The organism is Jiangella alkaliphila (assembly GCF_900105925.1).
Lineage (GTDB): Bacteria > Actinomycetota > Actinomycetes > Jiangellales > Jiangellaceae > Jiangella > Jiangella alkaliphila.
Genome location: NZ_LT629791.1, coordinates 5,534,747 through 5,556,752, shown reverse-complemented (window position 1 = coordinate 5,556,752; position 22,006 = coordinate 5,534,747). Strand labels below are relative to the sequence as shown.

Below are 22,006 nucleotides of genomic sequence, written 5' to 3'. Positions count from 1 at the left end.
CGCGGGACCCGAGCCGTGTTCGTGGGAACGATCACGTTCGACCTGCTCCTTGGCGACGTTCACTCGCTGAAGCAGAAGCGCGCCGTGGTTCGGCCCATCGTGGCCGAACTGCGGCGCCGCTTCGACGTGGCCGTCGCCGAGGTGGGTCACCAGGACCTGCACCGCCGCGCGGAGGTCGGGGTCGCCGTCGTCGCCGGCGACTCCCGGCAGTGCATCGACGTCCTCGACGCGGTCGAGCAGCACGTCGCCCACCGGCCGGAGATCGAGCTGCTCTCGACCCGCCGGCGGATTCACAACGATGAGGACGAGGAGTAGTGCCATGGCCGATCCAGCGCGGGCACGCAAACTGGCCGACCGCATTCGCGAGATCGCGGCCGAGACGCTGGAGCGACGGGTCAAGGATCCCCGGCTGGGGTTCGTGACGGTCACCGACGCCCGCATCACCGGCGATCTGCGCGACGCCACCGTCTTCTACACCGTCTACGGCGGCGAGGAGGAGCGCTCGGCCACGGCGGCGGCGCTCGAGAGCGTCAAGGGCCTGGTCCGGTCCGAGGTGGGCCGGCGCACCGGCGTCCGGTACACGCCGACGCTGGAGTTCGTCGCCGACGCGATCCCCGAGAACGCCGCGAACATCGACGACCTGCTGCGCACGGCGCGTGAGGTCGACGAGCGGGTCGCCCAGACGGCCGCCGAGGCCGAGTACGCCGGCGACCCCGACCCGTACCGCAAGCCGGCGGAGGACGAGGACGACGACGAGGACGACGGCGCTCGTGGCTGACCCCGACGGGCTCGTCGTCGTCGACAAGCCCGGCGGCTGGACCTCGCACGACGTCGTCGCCCGGATCCGCCGGCTGGCCGGCACCCGCCGCGTCGGCCACGCGGGCACGCTCGACCCGATGGCCACCGGCGTCCTCGTCGTCGGCGTCGGCAAGGGCACCAAGCTGCTCGGCCACCTGGCGCTGACGGCGAAGGAGTACGACGCCACCATCCGGCTCGGCGCGACCACCGTCACCGATGACGCCGAGGGCGAGGTCACCGCGACCACCGACGCGTCGGGTGTGACCGATGCCGCCGTGGCCGCCGGCGTCGCCGCGCTGACCGGGCCGATCCAGCAGGTGCCGAGCGCCGTCTCGGCGGTGAAGATCGACGGCGTGCGCTCGTACCACCGGGTCCGGTCCGGCGAGGACGTCGAACTGCCGCCGCGCGACGTCGTCGTCAGCCGGTTCGCCGTGCTGGCCACCCGCCGCGAGGGACAGTACGTCGACCTCGACGCGTCGGTCGCCTGCTCGTCCGGCACCTACATCCGGGCGCTGGCCCGCGACCTCGGCGCGTCGCTGGGCGTCGGCGGTCACCTGACCGCGCTGCGCCGCACGGCGGTCGGCCCGTACCACCTGGACCGCGCGCGCACGCTCGAGGCGCTCGCCGAGGACTACGCGGTCGTGCCGCTGGCCGAGGCCGCCGCGGCGGCGTTCCCGCGGCTGGACGTCGACGCGGGCACCGCGGGCAAGGTCGCGCACGGCGTGCCGCTGCCGGCCACCGGGCGCGGGCCGGGGCCGGTCGCGGTGTTCGGCCCGGACGGTACGCTGCTGTCCCTGGTCGAGGACCGGGGTTCACGCGCGAAGCACCTGGCGGTGTTCGTATGAGCGATCGGCAGCAGGTCCACGAGCGGCTCGAGGCCGAGCTCGCCTTCCTCTGGCGGCGCGTGCGCCGGCTCTCCATCGACCTCGCCCGGCAGGTCGACGAGGGTCTCGAGGCGGCCGCGTACGGGCTGCTCGGAGTGCTCGTCGACGCCGGCGACGTGCGCGCCGCCGACCTCTCCGAGCGGCTGGGGCTGGACAAGTCCACCGTCAGCCGCCAGATCACCCAGATGGAGTCGATGGGCCTGATCCAGCGGGTGCCCGACCCGCAGGACGGCCGGGCCCGGCTGCTGCACATCACCGACGAGGGCCGCGCCCGCATCCAGCAGCTGCGCGGCGCGCGCGGCCGCTGGTTCGGCGAGGCGCTGGAGGACTGGCCGCCCGCCGACGTCGACACCCTCGCCGTTCTGCTCAAACGCCTGAACGAGTCCCTGTCGCAGGAGTAGCCTCCGGGGAATAAGTTGGTTGTTGCAACCATTAACTCTATAGTTGCAGCAACCAACCAACTGAGGCGGTGAGTCGCGCCATGCGCAGCGAAGTCTGGAGCGACCTGGTCGACCAGGGACGGCTCCTGGTCCGGCTGGGCAGGCTGCTCACCCACCGCCACGTCGAGATCTACGACGGCGTGGGTCCGACGCTGGGCGGCATGCTCGCCGCGCTGAGCAAGGGCGGTCCGATGCGGCTGACGGCGCTGGCCGATCAGCTGCAGGTCGACACGTCCGTCGCCAGCCGGCAGGCGGCCGAGCTGGTGGAGCGGGGGCTGGTGGAACGTCGTCCCGACCCGGACGACGCCCGCGCCGGCCTCCTCGACCTCACGGCCGACGGCCACGCCATCCTGCAGCGCGCCAGAGAGCGCAGCGGCGAGATCGTCGCCGCCGCACTCGGCGACTGGAGCGAGGCCGAGGCCCGGCAGCTGGTCGACCTGCTCACCAAGCTCAACGGCGATCTCCGCGAGGAGCTCTGCGGGGGAAAGGAACGCGTCCGATGACGACAGACGCAACTGCGCCGACGACGATGACCCATCGACAGGTGCTGGAGGCGATGTCCGGCCTGCTGCTCGCCATGTTCGTGGCGATGCTGTCCGGAACGATCGTCGCCAACGCGCTGCCGCGCATCATCGGCGACCTCGGCGGCAACCAGGACCAGTACACGTGGGTCGTGACGGCGACCCTGCTCGCGGCGACCGCCACCACCCCGATCTGGGGCAAGCTGGCCGACCGCATGGACAAGAAACTGCTCGTCCAGCTGTCGATCACCGTCTTCGTGATCGGCTCCGTGCTGGCCGGGTTCTCGCAGAACACCGAGTCTCTGATCGGGTTCCGCGTGCTGCAGGGCCTGGGCCTCGGTGGCCTGCAGGCGCTCGTGCAGATCGTCATGGCCTCGATCGTCAGCCCGCGTGAGCGCGGCCGGTACATGGGCTACTTCGGCGCCGTCATGGCCGTGGCGACGGTCGGCGGCCCGCTGCTCGGCGGGTTCCTCGTCGACTCCGAGCTGCTCGGCTGGCGCTGGTGCTTCTGGATCGGCGTCCCGTTCGGCATCGCCGCGCTGGTGCTGCTGCAGCGGACGTTGAAGCTGCCGGTGCTGACGTCGGACACGAAGATCGACTGGAGGGGCGCGCTGCTCATCCCCGGCAGCATCAGCGTGCTGCTCATCTGGGTCACGCTGGCCGGCAAGGACTTCGGCTGGATGTCGTGGCCGTCGGCCGCGTTCGTCGCCGGTGGCCTGCTGCTGATCGCGCTCGCCGTCGTCGTCGAGCGGCGGGTCCAGGACCCCGTCGTGCCGCCGCGGCTGCTGCGGAACCGGACCATGGTGCTGGCGATCATCGCCAGCGTCGCCATCGGCATCGCGATGTTCGGCTCGTCGGTCTTCTTCGGGCAGTACTTCCAGATCTCCCGCGGCTACTCGCCGACGGCGGCCGGCCTGCTGACGCTGCCGATGATCGTCGGCCTGCTGCTGGCGTCGACCATCACCGGCCAGCTGGTGACCCGGTTCGGACGGTGGAAGAGGTTCCTCGTCACCGGGTCCGGGCTGATCGTCGTCGGGCTGGGGCTGCTGGGGACCATCGACCACTCGACCTCGCTGGTGCTGATCGGCGTGTACATGGCGATCCTGGGCGTCGGCGTCGGGTCGAGCATGCAGAACCTGGTGCTGGCCGCGCAGAACGGCCTGCACTACCGCGACCTCGGCGCGGGGACGTCGACGGTGACGTTCTTCCGCTCGCTCGGCGGCGCGGCCGGCGTCTCCGTCCTCGGCGCGATTCTGGCCACCCACGTCACGGACCTGATCAACGAGGGCCTGGCGTCGATGCCGGGCGCCGGCAACGCCACCCAGAGCGGCGGCTCGACCTCGCTGGACCTCAGCGGGCTGCCCGAGCCGGTGCGGGTCGTGGTCGAGCACGCCTACGGCGACGCGACGGCGCTGGTGTTCCTCATCGCCGGGGCGATCTCGCTGCTGGCGTTCGTCGCCGTCCTGTTCATCCGCGAGACCTCGCTGCGCACCACGGTGGGCGACGCCGAGCTGGCCGAACTGGAGGAGGTCACCGCGCGGGCATAATGTCCTTGGCAGCTGTCAAGGACACCGAACCCGGGAGAACGCGTGCACCGCTGGACCGATCTCGACCAGGTCCCTCCCGGGTTCGGCCCGTCCGTGGTCACCATCGGCAACTTCGACGGCGTCCACCTCGGCCACCGGCAGGTCCTCACCCGCATGGTGGCCGACGCGCGCGCGGCCGGCATCCGGGCGGTCGCAGTGACCTTCGACCCGCACCCGCTGCAGCTGCACCGGCCCGACGAGGCGCCGCCGCTGATCACCGGCGTGCGCGACAAGCTCGAGCTGCTCGCCTCGACCGGCCTCGACGCCGTGCTCGTCCAGCCCTACACCTGGGACTTCGCCCGGCAGTCGCCCGAGCGGTTCGTCCGCCGCTTCTTGGTGGACGGCCTGCACGCGCGCACCGTCGTGGTCGGCCACGACGTCCGGTTCGGCTGGCAGAACGCCGGCGACCTGTCGACGATGCTCGCCCTTGGCTCCGAGCACGGCTTCTCCGTCGAGGTGATCGACGACGTCAAGACCCCTGACGGCGGCCGCCGCTGGTCGTCGACGTGGGTGCGCGAGCTGCTGTCTCTCGGGGACGTGAGTGGCGCGGCGGAGATCCTCGGCCGCCCGCACCGCCTGCGCGGCGTCGTCGTCGAGGGCGACAAGCGGGGCCGCGAGCTCGGCTTCCCGACCGCCAACCTCGCCTCCGACGCCGACGGCCTGGTCCCTGCCGACGGGGTGTACGCCGGCTGGCTGTCGGTCGTCGTGCCTGAGGCGGGGGAGCGGTCGCGGCTGCCGGCGGCGATCTCGATCGGCACCAACCCGACCTTCGCCGGCGTGTCGCGGCGGGTGGAGGCGTACGTCATCGGCCGCACCGACCTCGACCTCTACGGCGACGAGATCCTGCTGGAGTTCGCCGAGCGCCTCCGCCCCACCCTCAAGTTCGACTCCATCGACGACCTCATCGCCACCATGACCGACGACGTCGCCAAAGCCCGCGTCGTCCTCGGCATCTAGCCCGGGACGCGGCTCGGTCCGGGGAAGTCGGCTCGCACGGCGTCCATCAGCAGCTCGTCGCAGGACTCGCCGTGCCACCAGCCGGCCTGCCGCAGCCTACCGGCCGGTCGGAACCCGGCCCGCTCGTACGCCCGGATCGCGGCCGCGTTCGGCTCCAGGACCTTCAGCCAGACCATCCGCAGGGCGGCCAGGTGGAAGCCCCAGTCCAGCGTGAGCGTGGCCGCCTCCGCGGCGTACCCCTGCCCGCGGGCCTCCGGCGCCAGCAGCATGACGAACTCCGCCGTCCGCACCGCGTGGTCGACGTGCAGCACCGTCATCCCGACCGGGGCGGCGTCGGACAGCCGGACCACCTCGAACCGGGCCTGCCGGTCGCTGCGCGCCTGCGACTCGTACCCGGCCGACCGGGTCTCGAAGCTCTGCGGCAGCTGGGTCCCGTAGCCGAGGATCGTCCCGGGGTCGGTCTCCCAGCGGTGGTACTCCGCCAGGTGCTCGGCCGTGGTCATGGCCAGAGCCAGCCGATCGCCGTGCAGCAGCAGGTGTGGGGCGCTCATGCGCGACACCCTAGGCGGCCCGGCCGTTGGTCGCCGTCGTGAAGCGAACACCCGTGGTGATCAGCAGTGTCCCGTCGTGCTGGCGGGCGGGCGACAGTGCGTCGGCGACCTCGGCGCGGGCCGCTGGGAGGTCCGCGGGCGCGATGCGCTCGAGCGCGCCGCGGTAGCCGACCGACCAGGCCCAGTCCCACCACTGGTCGACGTCGCGGTAGCGGACGGGGACGGCGACGTCGTCGACCACGACGTCGGCGAAGCCGGCCGTCCGGACCATGGCGGCCAGCGCGTCGGGGTCGTCGAACACGTCGGGGACGTCCGCGCCCAGGCCGGCCCGGGCGCGCAGCCGGCACCGCGCCTCCTCGGCGTGCGGGTCGGGCGGACCGTAGGTGCTGGCGGCGAACCGGCCACCCGGCACGAGCACCGAGCGATAGGCGCCCAGCGCGGCCGCGACGTCAGGCAGCAGGAACAGGATGAAGCCGGCGAGCACGGCGTCGACGCTCCCAGGAGGGAGGCCAGGGGCAGCCGCGTCGCCGACCCGCACCGACACGTGCGCGAGCCCGCGGCGGGCGACGTCGGCCGCCGTCAGCTCGACCATGGCGGGGGAGCGGTCGACGCCGGTGACGGCACCCGCCGGCCCCACGGCGGCGGCCGCCGGGACAAGAACATGACCGCGGCCGGTGCCGACGTCGAGGACCCGTTCGCCCGGCCGCACCTCGGCCCGGGCCACCAGCTCGCGCCCGAGCGGCGCGAAGAAGTCGACGCCGGTATTCTCGTACTCGGCCGCCGCGCGGTCCCAGATGCCACCGGTCATGGGTGTCAACCCTAGGGTCGATTGGGTCTCGGCTGGTCCGCGCTGGTATCCTTGGCGCCGCCGTTAGAACGGCCGCGGTTCGAGAGTGCACCGGTGGACATGCCCGGAAGCGCCGCGCAACGATTCGACAAGGAGTTCCGTGCCGACCGACACGAAGACCAAAGAGACCATCATCGCCGAGCACGCCCGCGGCACCGGCGACACGGGCTCGCCCGAGGTGCAGGTGGCGCTGCTCACGCACCGCATCAACCACCTCACCGAGCACCTGAAGGTGCACAAGCACGACCACCACAGCCGCCGCGGGCTGCTGTTGCTGGTCGGCCAGCGCCGCCGGCTGCTCAAGTACCTGCAGCGGGTCGACATCGAGCGCTACCGTGCGCTGATCGAGAAGCTCGGCCTGCGCCGATGAGCTGACGCCGAGGGGAGCGGACTCCCGAGACCGGGATCCGCTCCCTCGGCATATCAGCCGCCGGCATCACAACTGAACAACGCCAAACCGAACAGGGCGGCCGACTTGAACGCGGCAGGCCGGTCCTCGGTTGTGGCCCTCGGGAGCGGCTGACCCGCGGGCTTCCATCGAAGACCGGCGCGTACGAGATCTCATTCGAGCGGCCTCCCGCCACGCTCCAGGAGGACGACCCATGACGGGTCCCCAGATCCACAGCGCCGAAGCCGTCATCGACAACGGCAAGTACGGCACCCACACCATTCGTTTCGAAACCGGTCAGCTCGCCCAGCAGGCCGCCGGCTCGGCCGTCGTCTACCTCGACGACGAGACCATGCTGCTGTCGGCCACGACGGTCTCCAAGAACCCGAAGGAACACCTCGACTTCTTCCCGCTGACGGTCGACGTCGAGGAGCGCATGTACGCCGCGGGCCGCATCCCCGGCTCGTTCTTCCGCCGCGAGGGCCGGCCCAGCGAAGAGGCCATCCTCACCTGCCGGCTCACCGACCGGCCGCTGCGCCCGTCGTTCGCGAAGGGCCTGCGCAACGAGGTCCAGGTCGTCATGACGATCATGTCGCTGCACCCGGACCACCTGTACGACGTCGTCGCCATCAACGCCGCGTCCGCCTCCACCCAGCTCTCTGGGCTGCCGTTCTCGGGCCCGATCGGCGCGGTGCGCGTTGCGCTGATCGAGGACCAGTGGGTGGGCTTCCCGAACCACTCCCAGCTGGCCGAGGCAGTGTTCGACATGGTCGTGGCCGGCCGCGTGCTGCCCGACGGCGACGTCGCCATCATGATGGTCGAGGCCGAGTCGACCGCCGAGACGTGGGGCCTGGTCCAGGCCGGCCGCACGGCGCCGACCGAGGACGTCGTGGCCGCCGGTCTCGAGGCGTCCAAGCCTTTCATCACCGCACTCGCGGCGGCGCAGCGTCAGCTCGCCGACGTCGCGGCGAAGGAGACGGCCGAGTTCCCTGTCTTCCTCGACTACACCGACGAGATCTACGCCGCCGTCGACGCCGCCGCGCGCGACGAGCTCGCCAAGGCGCTGACCATCGGCGCCAAGACCGAGCGCGAGACCCGCCTCGACGAGATCAAGGCGTCGGTCAAGGAGCGGCTGGCCGAGCAGTTCGAGGGCGCCGAGAAGGACATCAGCGCCGCGTTCCGGTCGCTGACCAAGTCGGTCGTGCGCGAGCGCGTCCTGCGCGACCAGGTCCGCATCGACGGCCGCGGCCTCACCGACATCCGGACGCTGTCCGCCGAGGTCGGCCCCATCCCGCGGGCGCACGGCTCGGCGCTGTTCGAGCGCGGCGAGACGCAGATCCTCGGCGTCAGCACGCTGAACATGCTCAGCATGGAGCAGAAGCTCGACACGCTCGCGGCTGAGAAGTCCAAGCGCTACATGCACAACTACAACTTCCCGCCCTACTCGACCGGTGAGACCGGCCGGGTCGGCTCGCCCAAGCGGCGCGAGATCGGCCACGGCGCGCTCGCCGAGCGGGCGCTGCTGCCGGTGCTGCCGGCGCGCGAGGAGTTCCCGTACGCCATCCGGCAGGTCTCCGAGGCGCTGAGCTCCAACGGCTCGACGTCCATGGGCTCGGTCTGTGCCTCGACGATGTCGCTGCTGAACGCGGGCGTGCCGCTGCGCGCGCCGGTCGCGGGCATCGCGATGGGCCTCATCTCCGGCGAGGTCGACGGCGAGCAGCGCTACGTCACGCTCACCGACATCCTCGGCGCCGAGGACGCCTACGGCGACATGGACTTCAAGGTCGCCGGCACGCGCGAGTTCGTCACGGCGCTGCAGCTCGACACCAAGCTCGACGGCATCCCGGCGTCGGTGCTGGCAGCCGCGCTGCAGCAGGCCCACGACGCCCGGCTCACCATCCTCGACGTCATGGCCGAGGCCATCTCCGAGCCGGACGAGATGAGCCCCTACGCGCCGCGGATCATCTCCATCAAGATCCCGGTCGACCAGATCGGTGCGGTCATCGGCCCCAAGGGCAAGATCATCAACCAGATCCAGGACGACACCGGCGCCGAGATCGCCATCGAGGACGACGGCACCATCTTCATCGGTGCGGTCGACGGCCCCTCCGCGGAGGCCGCTCGTGCGCAGATCAACGCGATCGCCAACCCGACGATGCCCGAGGTCGGCGAGCGCTACCTCGGCACCGTCGTCAAGACGACGAGCTTCGGCGCGTTCGTCTCGCTGCTGCCGGGCAAGGACGGCCTGGTGCACATCTCCAAGCTGCGGACCCTCGCGGGCGGCAAGCGGGTCGAGAACGTCGACGACGTCGTCTCGGTCGGGCAGAAGATCCAGGTCGAGATCACCGAGATCGACGACCGCGGCAAGCTCGCCCTGACGCCTATCGTCGAGGAGGAGTCCCCCGCTGCCGACGCCGGCGAGGCGGGCGACTCCTGACGGTCGAGTGACAACCCCGTCGACGCTGACGCTGCTGGGGGAGGACGAGGGCGGGCTGGTCCGCCGCACCGTCCTCCCCGGCGGACTGCGTATTGTCACCGAGGCCGTGCCGACGGTCCGGTCGGTCGCCTTCGGCATCTGGGTAGGCGTCGGCTCGGTCGACGAACGCCCGACCGAGGCCGGCGCCACGCACTACCTCGAGCACCTGCTGTTCAAGGGGACGCCGAAGCGCACGGCCCTGGACATCTCCGCGGCCATCGAGTCCGTCGGCGGTGAGATCAACGCGTTCACCGCCAAGGAGTTCACCTGCTACTACGCGCGGGTGCTCGACACCGACCTGCCGCTCGCGGTCGACGTCGTGGCCGACATGGTCACGTCGTCGCTGATCGCGCCGGCCGACGTCGAGAGCGAGCGTGAGGTCGTCCTCGAAGAGATCGCCATGCGCGACGACGACCCGTCCGACGCCGTGCACGACCTGCTGGCCGGGCACATGTGGGGCGACAGCCCGCTCGGCCGGTCGATCCTCGGCACGGTCGAGAGCATCACCGGCATGGCCCGCGACACCGTCAACGACTACTACCGGCAGCACTACCTGGCCCGGAACATGGTCGTCTCGGTGGCCGGCAACGTGCGTCACGACGACGTCGTCGCGCTGGTCGAGAAGGCGTTCGGCGCGGCCGGCCTCCTCGACAGTGACGACGATCCCGCGCCCGCCCGCATCGGCGGTGTCGCGCCGGCGTCCGGCCAGGGCGGCGTCACGCTGCTGCACCGGCCGACCGAGCAGGCCAACGTCGTGCTGGCCGTCCCCGGGCTGGCCCGCAACGACGAGCGCCGGTTCGCGCTGGGCGTGCTGAACGCGGCGCTCGGCGGCGGCATGTCGTCGCGGCTGTTCCAAGAGGTGCGCGAGCGGCGCGGGCTGGCCTACTCGGTCTATTCGTACGCGTCGCAGCACGCGGCGGCCGGGCTGCTCGGCGTCTACGTCGGCTGCCAGCCGAAGAAGGTCGACCAGGTGCTGGAGCTGTGCCGCGCCGTGCTGGCCGAGGTCGTCACCGGCGGCATCACGGCCGAGGAGCTCGCGCGCGGCAAGGGCCAGGCACGCGGCGGGCTGGTGCTCGGACTCGAGGACACCAGCGCGCGGATGAGCCGACTGGCCAAGGCAGAGCTGGTCTACGACGAGCTGCCCAGCGTCGACCAGCTGATCGCCCGGGTCGACGCCGTCTCGATCGACCAGGTCACCGACCTCGCCCGGGCGCTGCTGCCGGCGGCGCCGACGCTGGCGGTCGTCGGGCCGTTCGAGTCGGCCGGCCGGTTCGAGGCCGTGCTGGGCTGATGGCACCGTCGCCGCGCGCACTGCTGTATCGGTGGTACGTGCGGCGGCTGTCGGCCGCACTCTCCTCGGCGCCGGGCCGGCTGCCGCGGCACGTCGCCGTCGTCATGGACGGCAACCGCCGCTGGGCCCGGCAGGCCGGCTACGCCGACCCGTCGATCGGGCACCGCTTCGGCGCTGAGCACGTCGACGACCTGCTCGGCTGGTGCGCGGGCATCGGCATCGGGCACGTGACGGTGTACGTGGCGTCGGCCGACAACCTGCGCAAGCGCGACGCCGACGAGGTCGGCCACCTCATGCGCATGATCGAGGAGGTCGTCTCCGTCCGGCTGTCCGACCCGGCGCACCGCTGGCGCCTGCACGTCGCCGGCCGGCTCGACCTGCTGCCCGACAGCACGCGCGACGCGCTGAAGTTGGCGATCTCGGAGACCGCCGGGCGGTCGGCCGGGCTGGAGCTGACGGTCGCGATCGGCTACGACGGCCGTCAGGAGATCGTCGACGCCGTCCGCGCCTACCTCGAGGACGGCGGCGACCCCGAGCGGCTCACCCCGGACGACATCGCCCGCAACCTTTACACCCCCGGTCTGCCCGACCCCGACCTCGTCATCCGCACCAGCGGCGAGCAGCGGCTGTCCGGCTTCCTGCTGTGGCAGTCCACCCAGGCCGAGCTGTACTTCTGCGACGCCTACTGGCCCGGCTTCCGCCAGGTCGACTTCCTGCGCGCGTTGCGGACGTACGCCCGCCGCAGCGGTGACGCCGAGCACCTGCCACGCTGAGCAGCTGTCCCCGCGAGGTTTCGCGCCCGCGGTCGTGGCGGTCGAGGGTCTCAGGCTGCCTGGACGTGGTCGGGTGGATGTCGGGGCGGGCCGGCACGGCGCAGCGCCGATGGCACGGTGAGGCTCAGCGGATCGGTGCCGACGGCGTCGACGACGCGATGGTAGGTGTTGCGTCGAGGTTGTCGGCCGGGGTCGATCCATGGTGGCGGGAGGAATTCGGGCTGGCCGTCAGCGCCGACACGGACGGTCCAGCCGCGATGGTGGACGCTGCGATGGTGGTGTCCGCAGAGCAGTACGAGGTTGTTCAGGTCGGTGGCGCCGCCGTCGGCCCAGTGCTTGACGTGGTGTGCCTGGGTCCAGGCCGCTGGCCGGGAGCAGCCGGGAAACGCGCAGCCCTTGTCGCGGGCCACGAGCGCGACCCATTGTGCGGGTGTCACGGTTCGGTACTGCCGGCCCACGTCGAGCGGCACCCCGGCAGGGTCGGTGAGCACTCGGGAGACGCCGGCGTCGCAGGCCAGCCGGCGCAGGGCCTCGGGAGTGATCGGCGTACCCCACATGGACACCGCCTTGGGGCAGCCGGGCTGGCGGCGCAGGGTCGGCAGCGAGGCGATGACGGTGATGTGCGGCCGGGCGCCACGCGCGCCGGGCAGCAGGTCGCCGTGGTCCAGGCCTCGACGGCACAGCTCGATGAGCGCGTCACCCATCCGGGTGGCGTGTCCGCGCGGATCCGGCGTGCCGTCGGCGGCAGGGTTGGGCGCGGCCAGCGGAGCCAGCGCCGTGGTGATGAGGTCGGCCGCTTCGGCGGAGAAGCACCCGTGGCCCGGACGGTACCGTCGCCGTTCTCGACGAACCCGAACATCGTGGTGGCCTCGGCCCGCTCCTCGGGCCGATCGTTGTCGAGGCGCTCACCGGCGCCCGGCGCAGTGGGTTCGTCACTTGCCGGCTGCGGGCTTGCTGCCTCCCGCTCGTGCTGGCGGGACAGCTCGTGTGCGCCGGTGACGGCCGTCGCCAGATGGGAGCCGAGGCGGGCGAGGTTGCGGGGGTCGTGGCGGGTGGCCTGTACGGCAAGGAACGCCTCGGACTCGGCCCAGGTGAGGGAGTCGATCGCGGCCGGCAACCGCTTCAGCGCGCGCCGGATGACCTGTGCGTGCTCCACTGAGATGGTGCCGGCCCGCAGCGCCCAGGCCGTGCACGGCAGGTACCGGTGGGCGGCCTGCGTCAACTCCGCCAGAGCAGCCACGGGAATGCCCAGACCACTGCGGGCGCGGTCGTCGACCCTGACCCCGGCCGCGGTGGCGGCGGCCGTCGCCTCAGCGACGACAACGCCGTGGGAATCGGCCCGATCGGCTCCGTCAGCCGCCGGATCCGGGTAGCCGGCACTGCGACCAGCTCCGGCCAGCTCGCGGCCGGCGGCGTGCACCATGCCGGCGGCGCCGAGTAGCTGGGCGTCCACGTCCAGCAGCGCGGCCAGCTCGACCCGTCCCTTCGCCACGCCATGGTCGAGCCGTAGCCGATCGCGCAGCCAGTCGGCCGTCGATGTCGCACCGACCGACGAGCCGAGCTCGCGGCGGTCGGCCTCGCGAACCAGCCTCAGTCCCAGCGCTGCCACGCGCGCGGTGAGGGCTTCCTGGCCCACCACCAACCCCGCCAACTCGTCCGGCCCCAGGCTCCACATGGGCACATCCTCGATGTTCGAGATGAGCGACTCCGCAGCGTTGAGCGCCGCAGCCACCGGATGACTGCTTACTGCGGAAAGCTCCGACTCGAACATGTGAACGATGATATCGGCACCCACCGACAGGGTCGCCACGACGAACGAGCCTCGGCGGAGGCGTGCGTGGATGCTGCACATCTGATTCGGCGGCGATGTAGCGTCGACGCCGGGTCGGGCCGGGAGGAGCAGCTGAGCATGACCGACGGAGATCAGATGGAGCGGGTTCGTGAGCTGCGTGAGGCGGGACGCTCGCCTCGGGAGATCGCATGCCTGCAGTCCACCCAGGCCGAGCTGTACTTCTGCGACGCTTACTGGCCCGGTTTCCGCCAGGTCGACTTCCTGCGCGCGCTGCGGACGTACGCCGGCTCGGGCGGTCCTCGGTAGTGGCCGGCGGCATCACGCTGCGGCTGGCTGACACCAGCATGCGTCCGGTGGTCGAGCGGCTGGGCCAGCTGGAACGGCATTACCTGTCGCAGTTCACGGGCGACCAGCCGGGGCCGGACGGCCTGTTCGACTTCCCTCGGCTGTCGCGGTTCTTCACCGACGCCGACCACCACGCCTTCCTGATCCACTCCGACGGCCGGCTGGCGGGCTTCTGCCTGGTCCGGCCCTTCGACGACGGGGCGAGCTTCATCCACGCCTTCTTCGTCGTTCGTGCCCTGCGGCGTCATGGTGTCGGCTTGGCGGCTGCCACCGAGCTGCTGCGGTCACGTCGGGGACGCTGGGTCATCGCCTTCATGGAGCAGAACGCTCCGGCGGCGCGGTTCTGGCGGCAGGTGGCGACCGAGGTCGTCGGCGACACCTGGACCGAGGAACTCCAGCGGGCTCCGGACAATGGTCACGCCTTCACGCTGCTCCACGTCGACGTCGACCGGTTCGAGCGCGACCCGAGCTAAGCGCGGCTGGCCTCCGCGTGCAGCCGCCGGCCGTGCGCGACCACCTCGCCGGCCAGCGTCTCGACGTGCTCGGCCTCGGTGCGGTAGCTGATCAGGCAGGCCCGGATCGCGTACCGGCCCGCGACGACGGCGTTCGAGGGGTACACCAGGCCGGCCCGCTGGACGGCGTACAGGATGCGCTCGTTGAGGTCGTCGAGGTAGGCGTCGTCGTGCGTCCCCGGCGGGACGTAGCGGAAGCAGACGATCGACAGTTCCGGGTCGGCCAGCGCCTCCAGTTCGTCGTGCTCGCCGACCAGGTGGTGCAGCCAGGCGGCCAGCTCGACGTCGTGCCGGATGCGCCGGGCCGCTGCGTCCCAGCCCTGCGCGAGCAGCGACACCCAGACCGGCAGCGCGTCGAACGGCCGGGTGAACTGCGGGGTCCACTGGTAGCGCAGCATCATGTCGCTCTGGGCGGTGGCGTCGAGCTTGGCGTAGTCGGGCTGCAGCGTGAACGCGGCGACGTGCCGGGCCGGGTCGCGGAACAGGACCACGCTGGCCGAGATCGGCATGTTCATCCACTTGTGCGGGTCGCAGGTGAGGGAGTCGGCCCGCTCGATGCCGGCGAACGCCGGCCGCAGCTCGTCGACCATCGCGGCCGGCCCGCCGTACGCGGCGTCGACGTGGAACCAGCAGCCGTGCCGTTCCGCGACGTCGGCCAGCTCGTCGAGCGGGTCGATCGCGCCCAGCTCGGTCGTCCCGGCCGTGCCGACGACGACGAGCGGCTTGACGCCGTCGGCGAGGTCGCGCTCGATGGCCGCCTCGACGGCGTCCGGGCGGAGCCGGAACCGGTCGTCCGTGGCGATGCGGCGGACCGCGGCGGTGCCGAGTCCGAGCAGGTCGGCGGCGCGGTCCACCGTCTCGTGCACGTCGTCGGAGGCGTACACGGCCAGCCGTGGCCCGCCGGCGACACCGTCACGCCGCACGTCCCAGCCGGCCAGCGCGTCGCGGGCGACCGTGAGCGCCATGAGGTTCGCGGTGGCGCCGCCGGTGACGAACGCGCCGGACGACTCGGGCGGCAGCCCGAGCCGGGCCGCGAACCAGGCAAGCACGTGGTTCTCGATCTCGGTGGCGGCCGGGCCGAGCGGCCAGCCGCCGAGGTTCTGGTTGATGCCGGCGGCCAGCAGCGCGGCGGGCGCGCCCGGCACGGTGCCGGCGCCGCTGATGAACGCCATGAAGCCGCCGTGGCCGGTCTGCGCGCCGTGCTCGAACACGACGGTGCGCAGGTGCGCGAGCAGCTCGTCGTCGGGCATCGGCTTGTCGGGCACGTCGCGCCCGTCGAGGACGGCCGCCCGGGTCTCGGCCGGCGTGCGCGGGTGCATGACCGGGAGACCGGGCAGCCGCCGCAGGTACTCCGTCCACAGGTCCAGCGCGATGCGGCCGAACTCGGCGGCGCGGTCGGGCGTCCAGTCCAGGTCGGGGAGGGGCTCGGGTCGCTGCATGGCCCGACCGTACTCCCGCGTGCGTGTGACGGGCCGGGTGACGTCAGACGCCTGACGGGCCGTGACGTCAGACGCCGGCGTAGTCGTGCTGCCGCCACGCCTCGTAGACGGCGACCGCGGCGGAGTTGGACAGGTTGAGCGAGCGCCGTCCGGCCAGCATCGGGATGCGGACGCGGCCGGTGACGCGCGGGTCGTCGAGCACCTCGGGCGGCAGGCCGGTCGGCTCCGGGCCGAACAGCAGCACGTCGCCGGGACGGTACTCGACGTCGCTGTGCCGGGTCGTGCCGGTGGTGGCGAAGGCGTAGACGTTGGCAGGCTCCAGTGCCGCCCAGGCCGCGGCGAGGTCGTCGTGCACCGTCACGTTCGCGAGGTCGTGGTAGTCGAGGCCGGCGCGGCGCAGCTTCGCGTCGTCGAGGTCGAAGCCGAGCGGGCGGACCAGGTGCAGGTGCGCCCCGGTGGCCGCGACCATGCGGATCGCGTTGCCCGTGTTCGGCGGGATGCGCGGCTCGTAGAAGACGACATGAAACACTCAAGGTACGATCTCACGACCGGAAGGTGCGGCGGTAGCCGGACGGCGACACGCCGAGGCTGGCGCGCAGGTGCTGGCGCATCGACGCCGTCGTGCCGAAGCCGCAGCGGCGGGCCACCTCGTCGACGGTGAGGTCGCTGTCCTCCAGCAGGTGGCGGGCGCGGTCGACGCGCTGCTGGATCAGCCACTGGCCGGGGCTGACGCCGTTCTCCTGGCGGAACCGGCGGGTGAACGTGCGGACGCTCATCGCCTGCTGCGACGCGAGGTCGTCGAGGGTGAGCGGCTGGTCGAGGCGCGCGAGCGCCCAGGTGCGTGCGCCGGCGGTCGTGGGCGCGGCCGCCTCGGGGACCGGCTGGTCGACGTACTGGGCCTGGCCGCCGTCGCGCCACGGCGGGACGAGGCAGCGGCGGGCGGCGCGGTTGGCGACGGCGGTGCCGAAGTCGCGGCGGACGATGTGCAGGCACAGGTCGATGCCGGCGGCGACCCCCGCGGAGGTCAGGATGTCGCCGTCGTCGACGAACAGCACGTCGGGGTCGAGCTTGACCTGCGGGAACAGCTCCGCGAAGCGGCCGGTGCTGCGCCAGTGCGTCGTCGCCGGCCGGCCGTCGAGCCGGCCGGCGGCGGCCAGCGCGAACGCGCCGGTGCAGATCGAGACGAGCCTCGTCTTCTGTTCGATGCGCTCGAAGGCCGCGGCCAGTTCGGCCGGGAGCCTGCCGTCGCGGGAGACGCTGGTGGTTTCGTACGACGCCGGGATGACGACGGTGTCGGCGCCGGTCAGCGCCTCGGGGCCGTGCGGCACGACGACGTCGAAGTCGGCGTCGGTGCGGACGGTGCCCGCGGCGAGGCCGCAGGTGCGCACGTCGTAGAGCTGTCTGCCGTCCGCCGTCCGGGCCGCGCCGAAGATGCGCGCCGGGATGGACAGCTCGAACGGGATCACGCCGTGCCGGGCCAGCACGACGACGCGATGGGTCATGGCCGGATTCTTTCACAGTGTGGCTGTCCGGCCACTGGTGGCCCAGGGTCGCGATGCCGCAGGATCGTCGTCGTGACGCAGACCGTCTCGGCGCCTCGTCGGCAGATTCCTCGCATCCACCGCGCCTGGTGGGTGGCGGTCGTCGCGTTCGTCGCGCTGGTCGGGGCGGCGGGATTCCGGGCCACGCCGAGCGTGATGATCGACCCGTTCCGCGACGAGTTCGGCTGGTCGCACGGCACCATCTCGTTCGCGATCTCCGTCAACATCATGCTGTACGGGCTGACGTCGCCGTTCGCGGCCGCGCTGATGGAGCGCTTCGGCATGCGCCGGGTCGTCGCCGCCGCGTTGACCCTGGTCGCCGTCGGGAGCGGGCTGACGGTGTTCATGACGGCGAGCTGGCAGCTGGTGCTGTGCTGGGGGCTGCTGGTCGGTCTGGGGACCGGCTCGATGGCGCTGGCGTTCGTGGCCACCGTTACCGACCGGTGGTTCGTGGCGCGGCGGGGTCTGGTGTCCGGCATCCTCACCGCCGGGACGGCGACCGGGCAGCTGGTCTTCCTGCCGCTGCTGGCCGTTCTCGTCTCCGACCACGGCTGGCGGCCCGCTTCACTGCTCGTTGCTGGGGTGGCGCTGGCGGCGGTGCCGCTGGTCTGGTTCCTCCTCCGGGACCGTCCCGAGGACGTCGGGCTGCGTCCGTACGGTGCCGATCCGGCGGCGCCGTTGGAGCCGCGTCCCGTTGCGACGGGTGCCGGGCGGCGGGCCATCACCGCGCTGACGTCGGCCGCGCGGACGAAGGCGTTCTGGCTGCTGGCCGGCACCTTCGCCATCTGCGGCGCGTCGACCAACGGGCTCGTCGGCACCCACTTCGTCCCGGCCGCCCACGACCATGGCATGCCCGTCACGACGGCGGCCGGCCTGCTCGCCGTGATCGGGATCTTCGACCTCGTGGGCACGATCGCGTCCGGCTGGCTCACCGACCGGTTCGATCCGCGACTGCTGCTGGGCGTCTACTACGCGCTGCGCGGGGTGTCGTTGATGGTGCTGCCGCTGCTGCTGGCCGGCGAGGTGCATCCGCCGATGCTGTTCTTCATCGTCTTCTACGGCCTCGACTGGGTCGCCACCGTCCCGCCGACGATCGCCCTGTGCCGTGAGCACTTCGGCGCGTCCGGCCCGATCGTCTTCGGCTGGGTCCTGGCGTCGCACCAGATCGGCGCCGCCCTGGTCGCGTTCGGCGCCGGCCTGACGCGGGACGCGTACGGCAGCTACGACATGGCCTGGATCGCCGCCGGCGCGCTCTGTGCCATGGCCGCCGCGATGTCCCTCGCCATCCGTCGCGGCACCCGGCGGCCGCCGGGGGTCCGCTAGACCGTCGGGGCCTGCCAGACGTCGTCGGCGCGTACGGCCTCGGCGATGCGCCGAGTGGCTCGGCTGGCGCGTTGGCGTGCGGCCGCCCAGCTGATGCCGCGCCGGTCGGCCGCCGCCCGGCCGCCCTCGTGGCCGGGAGCGGGCGCGTAGATGTCGACCAGCAGCGCGGCATCCTCGCGGCTGACCGTGCCGTTGCCGACCGCCCAGGCGAGCAGCTCGAACAGCTCCAGGTCCGGCGGGTCGCCGGCACCGGCTGAGTCGGACGGCTCGGACGGCTCGCCGTCGCTCGTGGCCGCGTGCAGCTGCTCGGGGCTGGACGGGGTCTCGTGCCGCTGGTGGGCGAGCTCGGTGACGGTCAGCCGGAGCGTGTCCATGGCGATGTTCGCGGCGACCTTCACCGGCCGTCGCTCGACCGGATAGCCCGCGACGACCGTCCACAGCGCCGTCACGGCGGCCTGCTCCAGGCACGCCCGCGAGTCGCGGCCCGCGTGCGTCGCGGCGATGCGGACCGCCTTGCCGAGCATGAGCTGGAACACCGACCGCAGCGCCAGCGAGTCGCCGTCATGGCCGAGCCGCAGCAACGCCAGCAGCACGCCGTCGGCGTCCGTCCGGACCGCCCTCTCGACCTCGGCCAGCGACCGCACCTCCGCCAGCCGCCACCCGGCGACGACCGCTTCCGACGCCGGATCGGCGCACAGCCGGATCCACTCGGCGTTCAGTTGCCCGATCAAGCTGTCGTCCCGCCGCCGGGCCGGCCCCTGCCGGCTGCTGGGGTCGACGGAGCGGCTCGGGCCGGTGCGTCGGTCGGCATCGGTTGCCGGGCGTGCGATGGCTGCGGACACGGGTGGCTCCCTCCGGGGTGGGACGCCTCCACGGTCGCGAACGGCACTTGCCCGGAAACTTGCCCGAACGCCGTGTACGCAGATCAGAGCGGTTGCCCGAGTGGTGTGACCGCTTGCCCGGCCGCGAGCGGGCCGCCAGCCGGCCGTCAGCTCGCCGCAGCCGTCCACAGCCTCGACGACTTCGCGGAGTTGTCCACATTCCGGCGGATCGCCGTTGAACCGGCCCGGCGATCAACGGCAATGTCGAAGCCATGACCAAGACACGCACACACAAGCGCCGCGCCAAGCGGCGAGCCGCGCGCCGTGGCGGCGGCAGCGACCAGCTCACCTTCACGACCCGCCACCGCGAGCTCGTTCTCGAGGCCATGGTCGCCGAACAGAACGGTGATCTCGACCACGCCCTCGACTGCCTGCGAAGAACGCCGCATCGGTTCGGCAGCACCTGGGCGAAACAGGTGGCCGAACTGGTGACGCTGGGCGAGCGCGCCGAGGAGTGGCAGTGGGCAAGGTTCGCCGTCGCGGCCGGGCAGCGATGGGTCGGCGTCATCCCGAGCCCGCTCGCCGCCAAGGTCGAACGCGAGATCTGCGCCGGAGCGGGCATCCCCCTGGCACCCGACTCCGGCGACCATCCCTGGCAGGTGGCGGCGGAACACATCGTCGTCGCCCGGGCGGCCGCCGACGTGCTCCTGTTCGACGAGCTCATGCTCGAGCTGTTCCTGGTCCGCGTCGCGCCATTGCTCGACAGCCGCGGCGGAGGCGGCCGGCGGTGGGCGAGCACCTCGGCCCGCGTGTACGAGGTGGGCGACGTCGCCGGCATCGAGCTCCGCCTCCGCGATCACCTCACCGGTGAGCGGCAGGTGGTCCGGCACCTCGGCGAGGCCGTGGGACGACCGCCCGGCGCACTGCTCTACGGACGCGTCCTCGAGGTCCCGGGCGCGCCCGGTGCGGTGTTCGCCGGGCAACCTGTTGTGGTCGACGCCGCCGCGGCGGCGCTCCTGGCGGAGCTGCCCGATGCCGATTCGCACCACCTGGTGCAGCGCTGCACCGTGCTCGGCGAGGCGCTCCGGTCGGAGTTCAGGTTCCTCGAGGCGCCACCTGACTACGCCGACGAGCCGGCCGCGGGCGTGCGGCTGCTGATGGACCAGGGTCTGGACCGGCTCGCGGCCGAGCAGTTCGCCACGGTGCAGTCCCTCGTGGCGATGTACGGGGTCGATCCCGGCTCGACGCCGGACTACGCCTTCCACGCCGCGGACGCTCTCGCTGATCCGCCGGTCGAGGCCGAGGTGCGGCGTCGACTCGTGGGCCCGTCGTATGCGGAGGTCTGGCGTGCACTGGCGGCGGCCAGCAACGGACTCGACCGCGAGCGCTTCCTGTCGCTCGCCGCCGCCGAGCCGACGACGCCGGAACCGGCCACCTGACGGGCCGGACGACATGGCCGACCAGGGAAGGAGATGATCCATGGCGTAGGGGAGACTGTGCCCATGACGCTACGCGTGGCGGTGATCGGCGCGGCCGGTCGCATGGGGCAGCAGGTGGCCGAGGCGGTCGAGCGCGCCGACGGTCTCGAGCTCGCCGGACGGTTCGACGTGGGCGACGACCTCGGCGACCTCGGCGGCGCCGATGTCGCGGTGGAGTTCACCGTGCCGGGCGCCACGCTCGCCAACGTGCTGCACTGCGTCGAGCAGGGCGTGCATGCCGTCGTCGGCACCACCGGCTGGACCGACGAGTCGCTGGGCCAGGTCCGCGCGGCGCTGGCCGTGCACCCGAAGGTCGGTGTGCTCATCGCGCCCAACTTCGCCATCGGTGCGGTCCTGACGATGCGGTTCGCCGCACAGGCGGCCCGGTTCTACGAGTCGGTCGAGGTGATCGAGCTGCATCACCCGGACAAGGTCGACGCGCCCAGCGGGACGGCGATCCACACCGCCGAGGTGATCGCCGAGGCCCGCCGTGCCGCGGACGTCTCGCCGGCGCCCGATGCGACGGCGAGCGCCCTCGACGGCGCTCGGGGAGCTCGGGTCGACGGCGTGCCGGTGCACGCGGTCCGGCTGCGTGGCCTGGTCGCGCACGAGGAGGTCCTGTTCGGTTCGCCCGGCGAGACGCTGACGATCCGGCACGACTCGTACGACCGTGCATCGTTCATGCCGGGTGTGCTGGCCGGTGTGCGCGGTGTGGTCGACCGGCCCGGGCTGACGGTCGGGCTCGAGGAGATCCTCGACCTGTGAGGGGCGAACGGCGCGACCGCATCTGGGCGGCCGGCATGGCGGTCCTCGTCGGCGCACTGCTGGTGCTGGTGCTGTGGCGCGGCGTGCTGCTGATGGGGTCCGGGACGGTGGCCGGCGTGGGCATCGGCGTGGCGGTCGTGGTGATCGCGGCGGTCGGCGCGTGGGTGCTGTGGCGGTCGGTGCGGTTCGGGTTGCGCATGCAGACGCTGGCGCGCGAGCTCGAGGACGAGGGCGGCCTGCCGGTCGACGACCTGCCACGCCGGCCCAGCGGGCGGGCCGAGCGTGCGGCCGCCGACGAGCTGTTCGAGCGGCGTCGCGCCGAGGCCGAGGCGGACTCGGAGAACTGGCGGGTCTGGTTCCGGCTCGCCCTCGCCTACGACGACGCCGGCGACCGGTCCCGGGCCCGCGAGGCCGCCCGGCGAGCGGTCGCCCTGCACGGCTGACGGTCGTTGTGACCGACTAGCGACCAGTGGTGACG

At 72.5% G+C, this 22,006-nt stretch carries 23 protein-coding genes and 2 pseudogenes; 17 read left to right on the top strand and 8 right to left on the bottom strand.

Annotated features, from left to right (window positions below; all coding sequences use genetic code 11):
• The first annotated feature begins 15 nt into the window (after positions 1-15).
• The 7 genes from BLV05_RS25410 (at position 16) to BLV05_RS25380 (ending at position 5,186) form a co-directional block, all read left to right on the top strand.
• The gene (locus BLV05_RS25410) at positions 16-315 is read left to right on the top strand and encodes a DUF503 domain-containing protein (protein ID WP_046767588.1); all 300 of its coding nucleotides are present in this window, start codon (positions 16-18) and stop codon (positions 313-315) included.
• A gap of 4 nt (positions 316-319) precedes the next feature.
• Positions 320-778 carry a 30S ribosome-binding factor RbfA gene (gene rbfA, locus BLV05_RS25405; RefSeq protein ID WP_046767589.1) on the top strand — a complete coding sequence of 153 codons (459 nt, stop codon included), beginning with the start codon at positions 320-322 and terminating at the stop codon, positions 776-778.
• Positions 771-1,643 carry a tRNA pseudouridine(55) synthase TruB gene (truB, locus tag BLV05_RS25400; protein WP_046767590.1) on the top strand — a complete coding sequence of 291 codons (873 nt, stop codon included), beginning with the start codon at positions 771-773 and terminating at the stop codon, positions 1,641-1,643. The genes rbfA and truB overlap by 8 nt, the downstream gene beginning before the upstream one ends.
• Entirely contained in the window at positions 1,640-2,083 is a 444-nt protein-coding gene (locus BLV05_RS25395; RefSeq protein ID WP_046767591.1) for a MarR family winged helix-turn-helix transcriptional regulator, read from the top strand. Before truB ends, BLV05_RS25395 begins: the two co-directional genes overlap by 4 nt.
• An 80-nt stretch (positions 2,084-2,163) precedes the next feature.
• On the top strand, positions 2,164-2,625 hold the full coding sequence (locus BLV05_RS25390) for a MarR family winged helix-turn-helix transcriptional regulator (protein WP_046767592.1): 462 nt from the start codon (positions 2,164-2,166) through the stop codon (positions 2,623-2,625).
• The gene (locus BLV05_RS25385; protein ID WP_046767593.1) at positions 2,622-4,190 is read left to right on the top strand and encodes a DHA2 family efflux MFS transporter permease subunit; all 1,569 of its coding nucleotides are present in this window, start codon (positions 2,622-2,624) and stop codon (positions 4,188-4,190) included. The genes BLV05_RS25390 and BLV05_RS25385 overlap by 4 nt, the downstream gene beginning before the upstream one ends.
• Before the next feature lie 42 nt (positions 4,191-4,232).
• A complete protein-coding gene (locus BLV05_RS25380) occupies positions 4,233-5,186 on the top strand; it encodes a bifunctional riboflavin kinase/FAD synthetase (protein ID WP_046767594.1) in 954 nt (317 codons plus the stop codon).
• On the opposite strand, the gene BLV05_RS25375 is transcribed toward BLV05_RS25380, so the two are convergent.
• The gene (locus tag BLV05_RS25375; RefSeq protein WP_046767728.1) at positions 5,183-5,737 is read right to left on the bottom strand and encodes a GNAT family N-acetyltransferase; all 555 of its coding nucleotides are present in this window, start codon (positions 5,735-5,737) and stop codon (positions 5,183-5,185) included. The two genes, BLV05_RS25380 and BLV05_RS25375, sit on opposite strands and share 4 nt — an antisense overlap.
• A 10-nt stretch (positions 5,738-5,747) precedes the next feature.
• Complete coding sequence (locus BLV05_RS25370) at positions 5,748-6,545, bottom strand: class I SAM-dependent methyltransferase (protein ID WP_046767595.1); 798 nt, start codon at positions 6,543-6,545, stop codon at positions 5,748-5,750.
• A gap of 139 nt (positions 6,546-6,684) precedes the next feature.
• On the opposite strand from BLV05_RS25370, the gene rpsO reads away from it, so the two are divergent.
• From rpsO to uppS, 4 genes are all read left to right on the top strand, one after another.
• Positions 6,685-6,954 (top strand): 30S ribosomal protein S15, encoded by a 270-nt coding sequence (gene rpsO, locus BLV05_RS25365; protein WP_046767596.1) that lies wholly within the window; start codon positions 6,685-6,687, stop codon positions 6,952-6,954.
• A 232-nt stretch (positions 6,955-7,186) separates the two neighbouring features.
• Positions 7,187-9,409: a polyribonucleotide nucleotidyltransferase gene (locus BLV05_RS25360; RefSeq protein WP_046767597.1), complete on the top strand. Its 2,223-nt coding sequence runs from the start codon at positions 7,187-7,189 to the stop codon at positions 9,407-9,409.
• Positions 9,410-9,416: 7 nt separating this feature from the next.
• On the top strand, positions 9,417-10,739 hold the full coding sequence (locus tag BLV05_RS25355; protein ID WP_046767598.1) for a M16 family metallopeptidase: 1,323 nt from the start codon (positions 9,417-9,419) through the stop codon (positions 10,737-10,739).
• Positions 10,739-11,512 carry a polyprenyl diphosphate synthase gene (gene uppS / locus BLV05_RS25350; RefSeq protein ID WP_046767599.1) on the top strand — a complete coding sequence of 258 codons (774 nt, stop codon included), beginning with the start codon at positions 10,739-10,741 and terminating at the stop codon, positions 11,510-11,512. The genes BLV05_RS25355 and uppS overlap by 1 nt, the downstream gene beginning before the upstream one ends.
• Before the next feature lie 50 nt (positions 11,513-11,562).
• On the opposite strand, the gene BLV05_RS38265 is transcribed toward uppS, so the two are convergent.
• Both BLV05_RS38265 and BLV05_RS38260 read right to left on the bottom strand, forming a co-directional pair.
• The gene (locus BLV05_RS38265) at positions 11,563-12,276 is read right to left on the bottom strand and encodes an HNH endonuclease signature motif containing protein (protein ID WP_269149054.1); all 714 of its coding nucleotides are present in this window, start codon (positions 12,274-12,276) and stop codon (positions 11,563-11,565) included.
• A 242-nt stretch (positions 12,277-12,518) separates the two neighbouring features.
• Positions 12,519-13,187 (bottom strand): annotated as a pseudogene (locus BLV05_RS38260) (DUF222 domain-containing protein); the annotation flags it as partial.
• A gap of 312 nt (positions 13,188-13,499) precedes the next feature.
• Here BLV05_RS38260 and BLV05_RS38710 point away from each other — a divergent pair.
• Positions 13,500-13,610: pseudogene (locus BLV05_RS38710) on the top strand (undecaprenyl diphosphate synthase family protein); the annotation flags it as partial.
• Entirely contained in the window at positions 13,610-14,122 is a 513-nt protein-coding gene (locus BLV05_RS36680; protein WP_160312721.1) for a GNAT family N-acetyltransferase, read from the top strand. The pseudogene BLV05_RS38710 and the gene BLV05_RS36680, both read left to right, overlap by 1 nt.
• Here BLV05_RS36680 and BLV05_RS25335 read toward each other — a convergent pair.
• The 3 genes from BLV05_RS25335 to BLV05_RS25325 all read right to left on the bottom strand — a co-directional run bounded on the left by BLV05_RS25335 (position 14,119) and on the right by BLV05_RS25325 (position 17,102).
• A complete protein-coding gene (locus BLV05_RS25335) occupies positions 14,119-15,600 on the bottom strand; it encodes a pyridoxal phosphate-dependent decarboxylase family protein (protein ID WP_052762255.1) in 1,482 nt (493 codons plus the stop codon). The genes BLV05_RS36680 and BLV05_RS25335 overlap by 4 nt on opposite strands.
• A 67-nt stretch (positions 15,601-15,667) precedes the next feature.
• Positions 15,668-16,129 (bottom strand): tRNA (cytidine(34)-2'-O)-methyltransferase, encoded by a 462-nt coding sequence (locus BLV05_RS25330; RefSeq protein ID WP_046767601.1) that lies wholly within the window; start codon positions 16,127-16,129, stop codon positions 15,668-15,670.
• 13 nt (positions 16,130-16,142) lie between these two features.
• Complete coding sequence (locus tag BLV05_RS25325) at positions 16,143-17,102, bottom strand: GlxA family transcriptional regulator (RefSeq protein ID WP_046767602.1); 960 nt, start codon at positions 17,100-17,102, stop codon at positions 16,143-16,145.
• Between BLV05_RS25325 and BLV05_RS25320 the strand changes: the two genes are divergently transcribed.
• Positions 17,094-18,464: an MFS transporter gene (locus BLV05_RS25320; RefSeq protein WP_082155045.1), complete on the top strand. Its 1,371-nt coding sequence runs from the start codon at positions 17,094-17,096 to the stop codon at positions 18,462-18,464. The genes BLV05_RS25325 and BLV05_RS25320 overlap by 9 nt on opposite strands.
• On the opposite strand, the gene BLV05_RS25315 is transcribed toward BLV05_RS25320, so the two are convergent.
• Positions 18,461-19,306, bottom strand: coding sequence for a hypothetical protein (locus BLV05_RS25315; RefSeq protein WP_083421378.1), 846 nt, complete (start codon positions 19,304-19,306; stop codon positions 18,461-18,463). The two genes, BLV05_RS25320 and BLV05_RS25315, sit on opposite strands and share 4 nt — an antisense overlap.
• Before the next feature lie 251 nt (positions 19,307-19,557).
• Between BLV05_RS25315 and BLV05_RS25310 the strand changes: the two genes are divergently transcribed.
• The 3 genes from BLV05_RS25310 (at position 19,558) to BLV05_RS25300 (ending at position 21,971) form a co-directional block, all read left to right on the top strand.
• Positions 19,558-20,724 (top strand): hypothetical protein, encoded by a 1,167-nt coding sequence (locus BLV05_RS25310; protein ID WP_046767604.1) that lies wholly within the window; start codon positions 19,558-19,560, stop codon positions 20,722-20,724.
• Between the two features lie 63 nt (positions 20,725-20,787).
• Positions 20,788-21,528 (top strand): 4-hydroxy-tetrahydrodipicolinate reductase, encoded by a 741-nt coding sequence (gene dapB, locus BLV05_RS25305; RefSeq protein ID WP_046767605.1) that lies wholly within the window; start codon positions 20,788-20,790, stop codon positions 21,526-21,528.
• Positions 21,525-21,971: a hypothetical protein gene (locus tag BLV05_RS25300; RefSeq protein ID WP_231948607.1), complete on the top strand. Its 447-nt coding sequence runs from the start codon at positions 21,525-21,527 to the stop codon at positions 21,969-21,971. The genes dapB and BLV05_RS25300 overlap by 4 nt, the downstream gene beginning before the upstream one ends.
• Positions 21,972-22,006: the final 35 nt, after the last annotated feature.

What these genes read in the sequence shown, in the direction of transcription:
- rbfA (WP_046767589.1), top strand. Translation starts at nt 320, where the DNA reads ATGGCCGATCCAGCGCGGGCACGCAAACTGGCCGACCGCATTCGCGAG.
- BLV05_RS25395 (WP_046767591.1), top strand. Translation starts at nt 1,640, where the DNA reads ATGAGCGATCGGCAGCAGGTCCACGAGCGGCTCGAGGCCGAGCTCGCC.
- BLV05_RS25390 (WP_046767592.1), top strand. Translation starts at nt 2,164, where the DNA reads ATGCGCAGCGAAGTCTGGAGCGACCTGGTCGACCAGGGACGGCTCCTG.
- BLV05_RS25385 (WP_046767593.1), top strand. Translation starts at nt 2,622, where the DNA reads ATGACGACAGACGCAACTGCGCCGACGACGATGACCCATCGACAGGTG.
- BLV05_RS25375 (WP_046767728.1), bottom strand. Translation starts at nt 5,737, where the DNA reads ATGAGCGCCCCACACCTGCTGCTGCACGGCGATCGGCTGGCTCTGGCC.
- BLV05_RS25370 (WP_046767595.1), bottom strand. Translation starts at nt 6,545, where the DNA reads ATGACCGGTGGCATCTGGGACCGCGCGGCGGCCGAGTACGAGAATACC.
- BLV05_RS25360 (WP_046767597.1), top strand. Translation starts at nt 7,187, where the DNA reads ATGACGGGTCCCCAGATCCACAGCGCCGAAGCCGTCATCGACAACGGC.
- uppS (WP_046767599.1), top strand. Translation starts at nt 10,739, where the DNA reads ATGGCACCGTCGCCGCGCGCACTGCTGTATCGGTGGTACGTGCGGCGG.
- BLV05_RS25335 (WP_052762255.1), bottom strand. Translation starts at nt 15,600, where the DNA reads ATGCAGCGACCCGAGCCCCTCCCCGACCTGGACTGGACGCCCGACCGC.
- BLV05_RS25320 (WP_082155045.1), top strand. Translation starts at nt 17,094, where the DNA reads ATGGGTCATGGCCGGATTCTTTCACAGTGTGGCTGTCCGGCCACTGGT.
- BLV05_RS25325 (WP_046767602.1), bottom strand. Translation starts at nt 17,102, where the DNA reads ATGACCCATCGCGTCGTCGTGCTGGCCCGGCACGGCGTGATCCCGTTC.
- BLV05_RS25310 (WP_046767604.1), top strand. Translation starts at nt 19,558, where the DNA reads ATGACCAAGACACGCACACACAAGCGCCGCGCCAAGCGGCGAGCCGCG.
- dapB (WP_046767605.1), top strand. Translation starts at nt 20,788, where the DNA reads ATGACGCTACGCGTGGCGGTGATCGGCGCGGCCGGTCGCATGGGGCAG.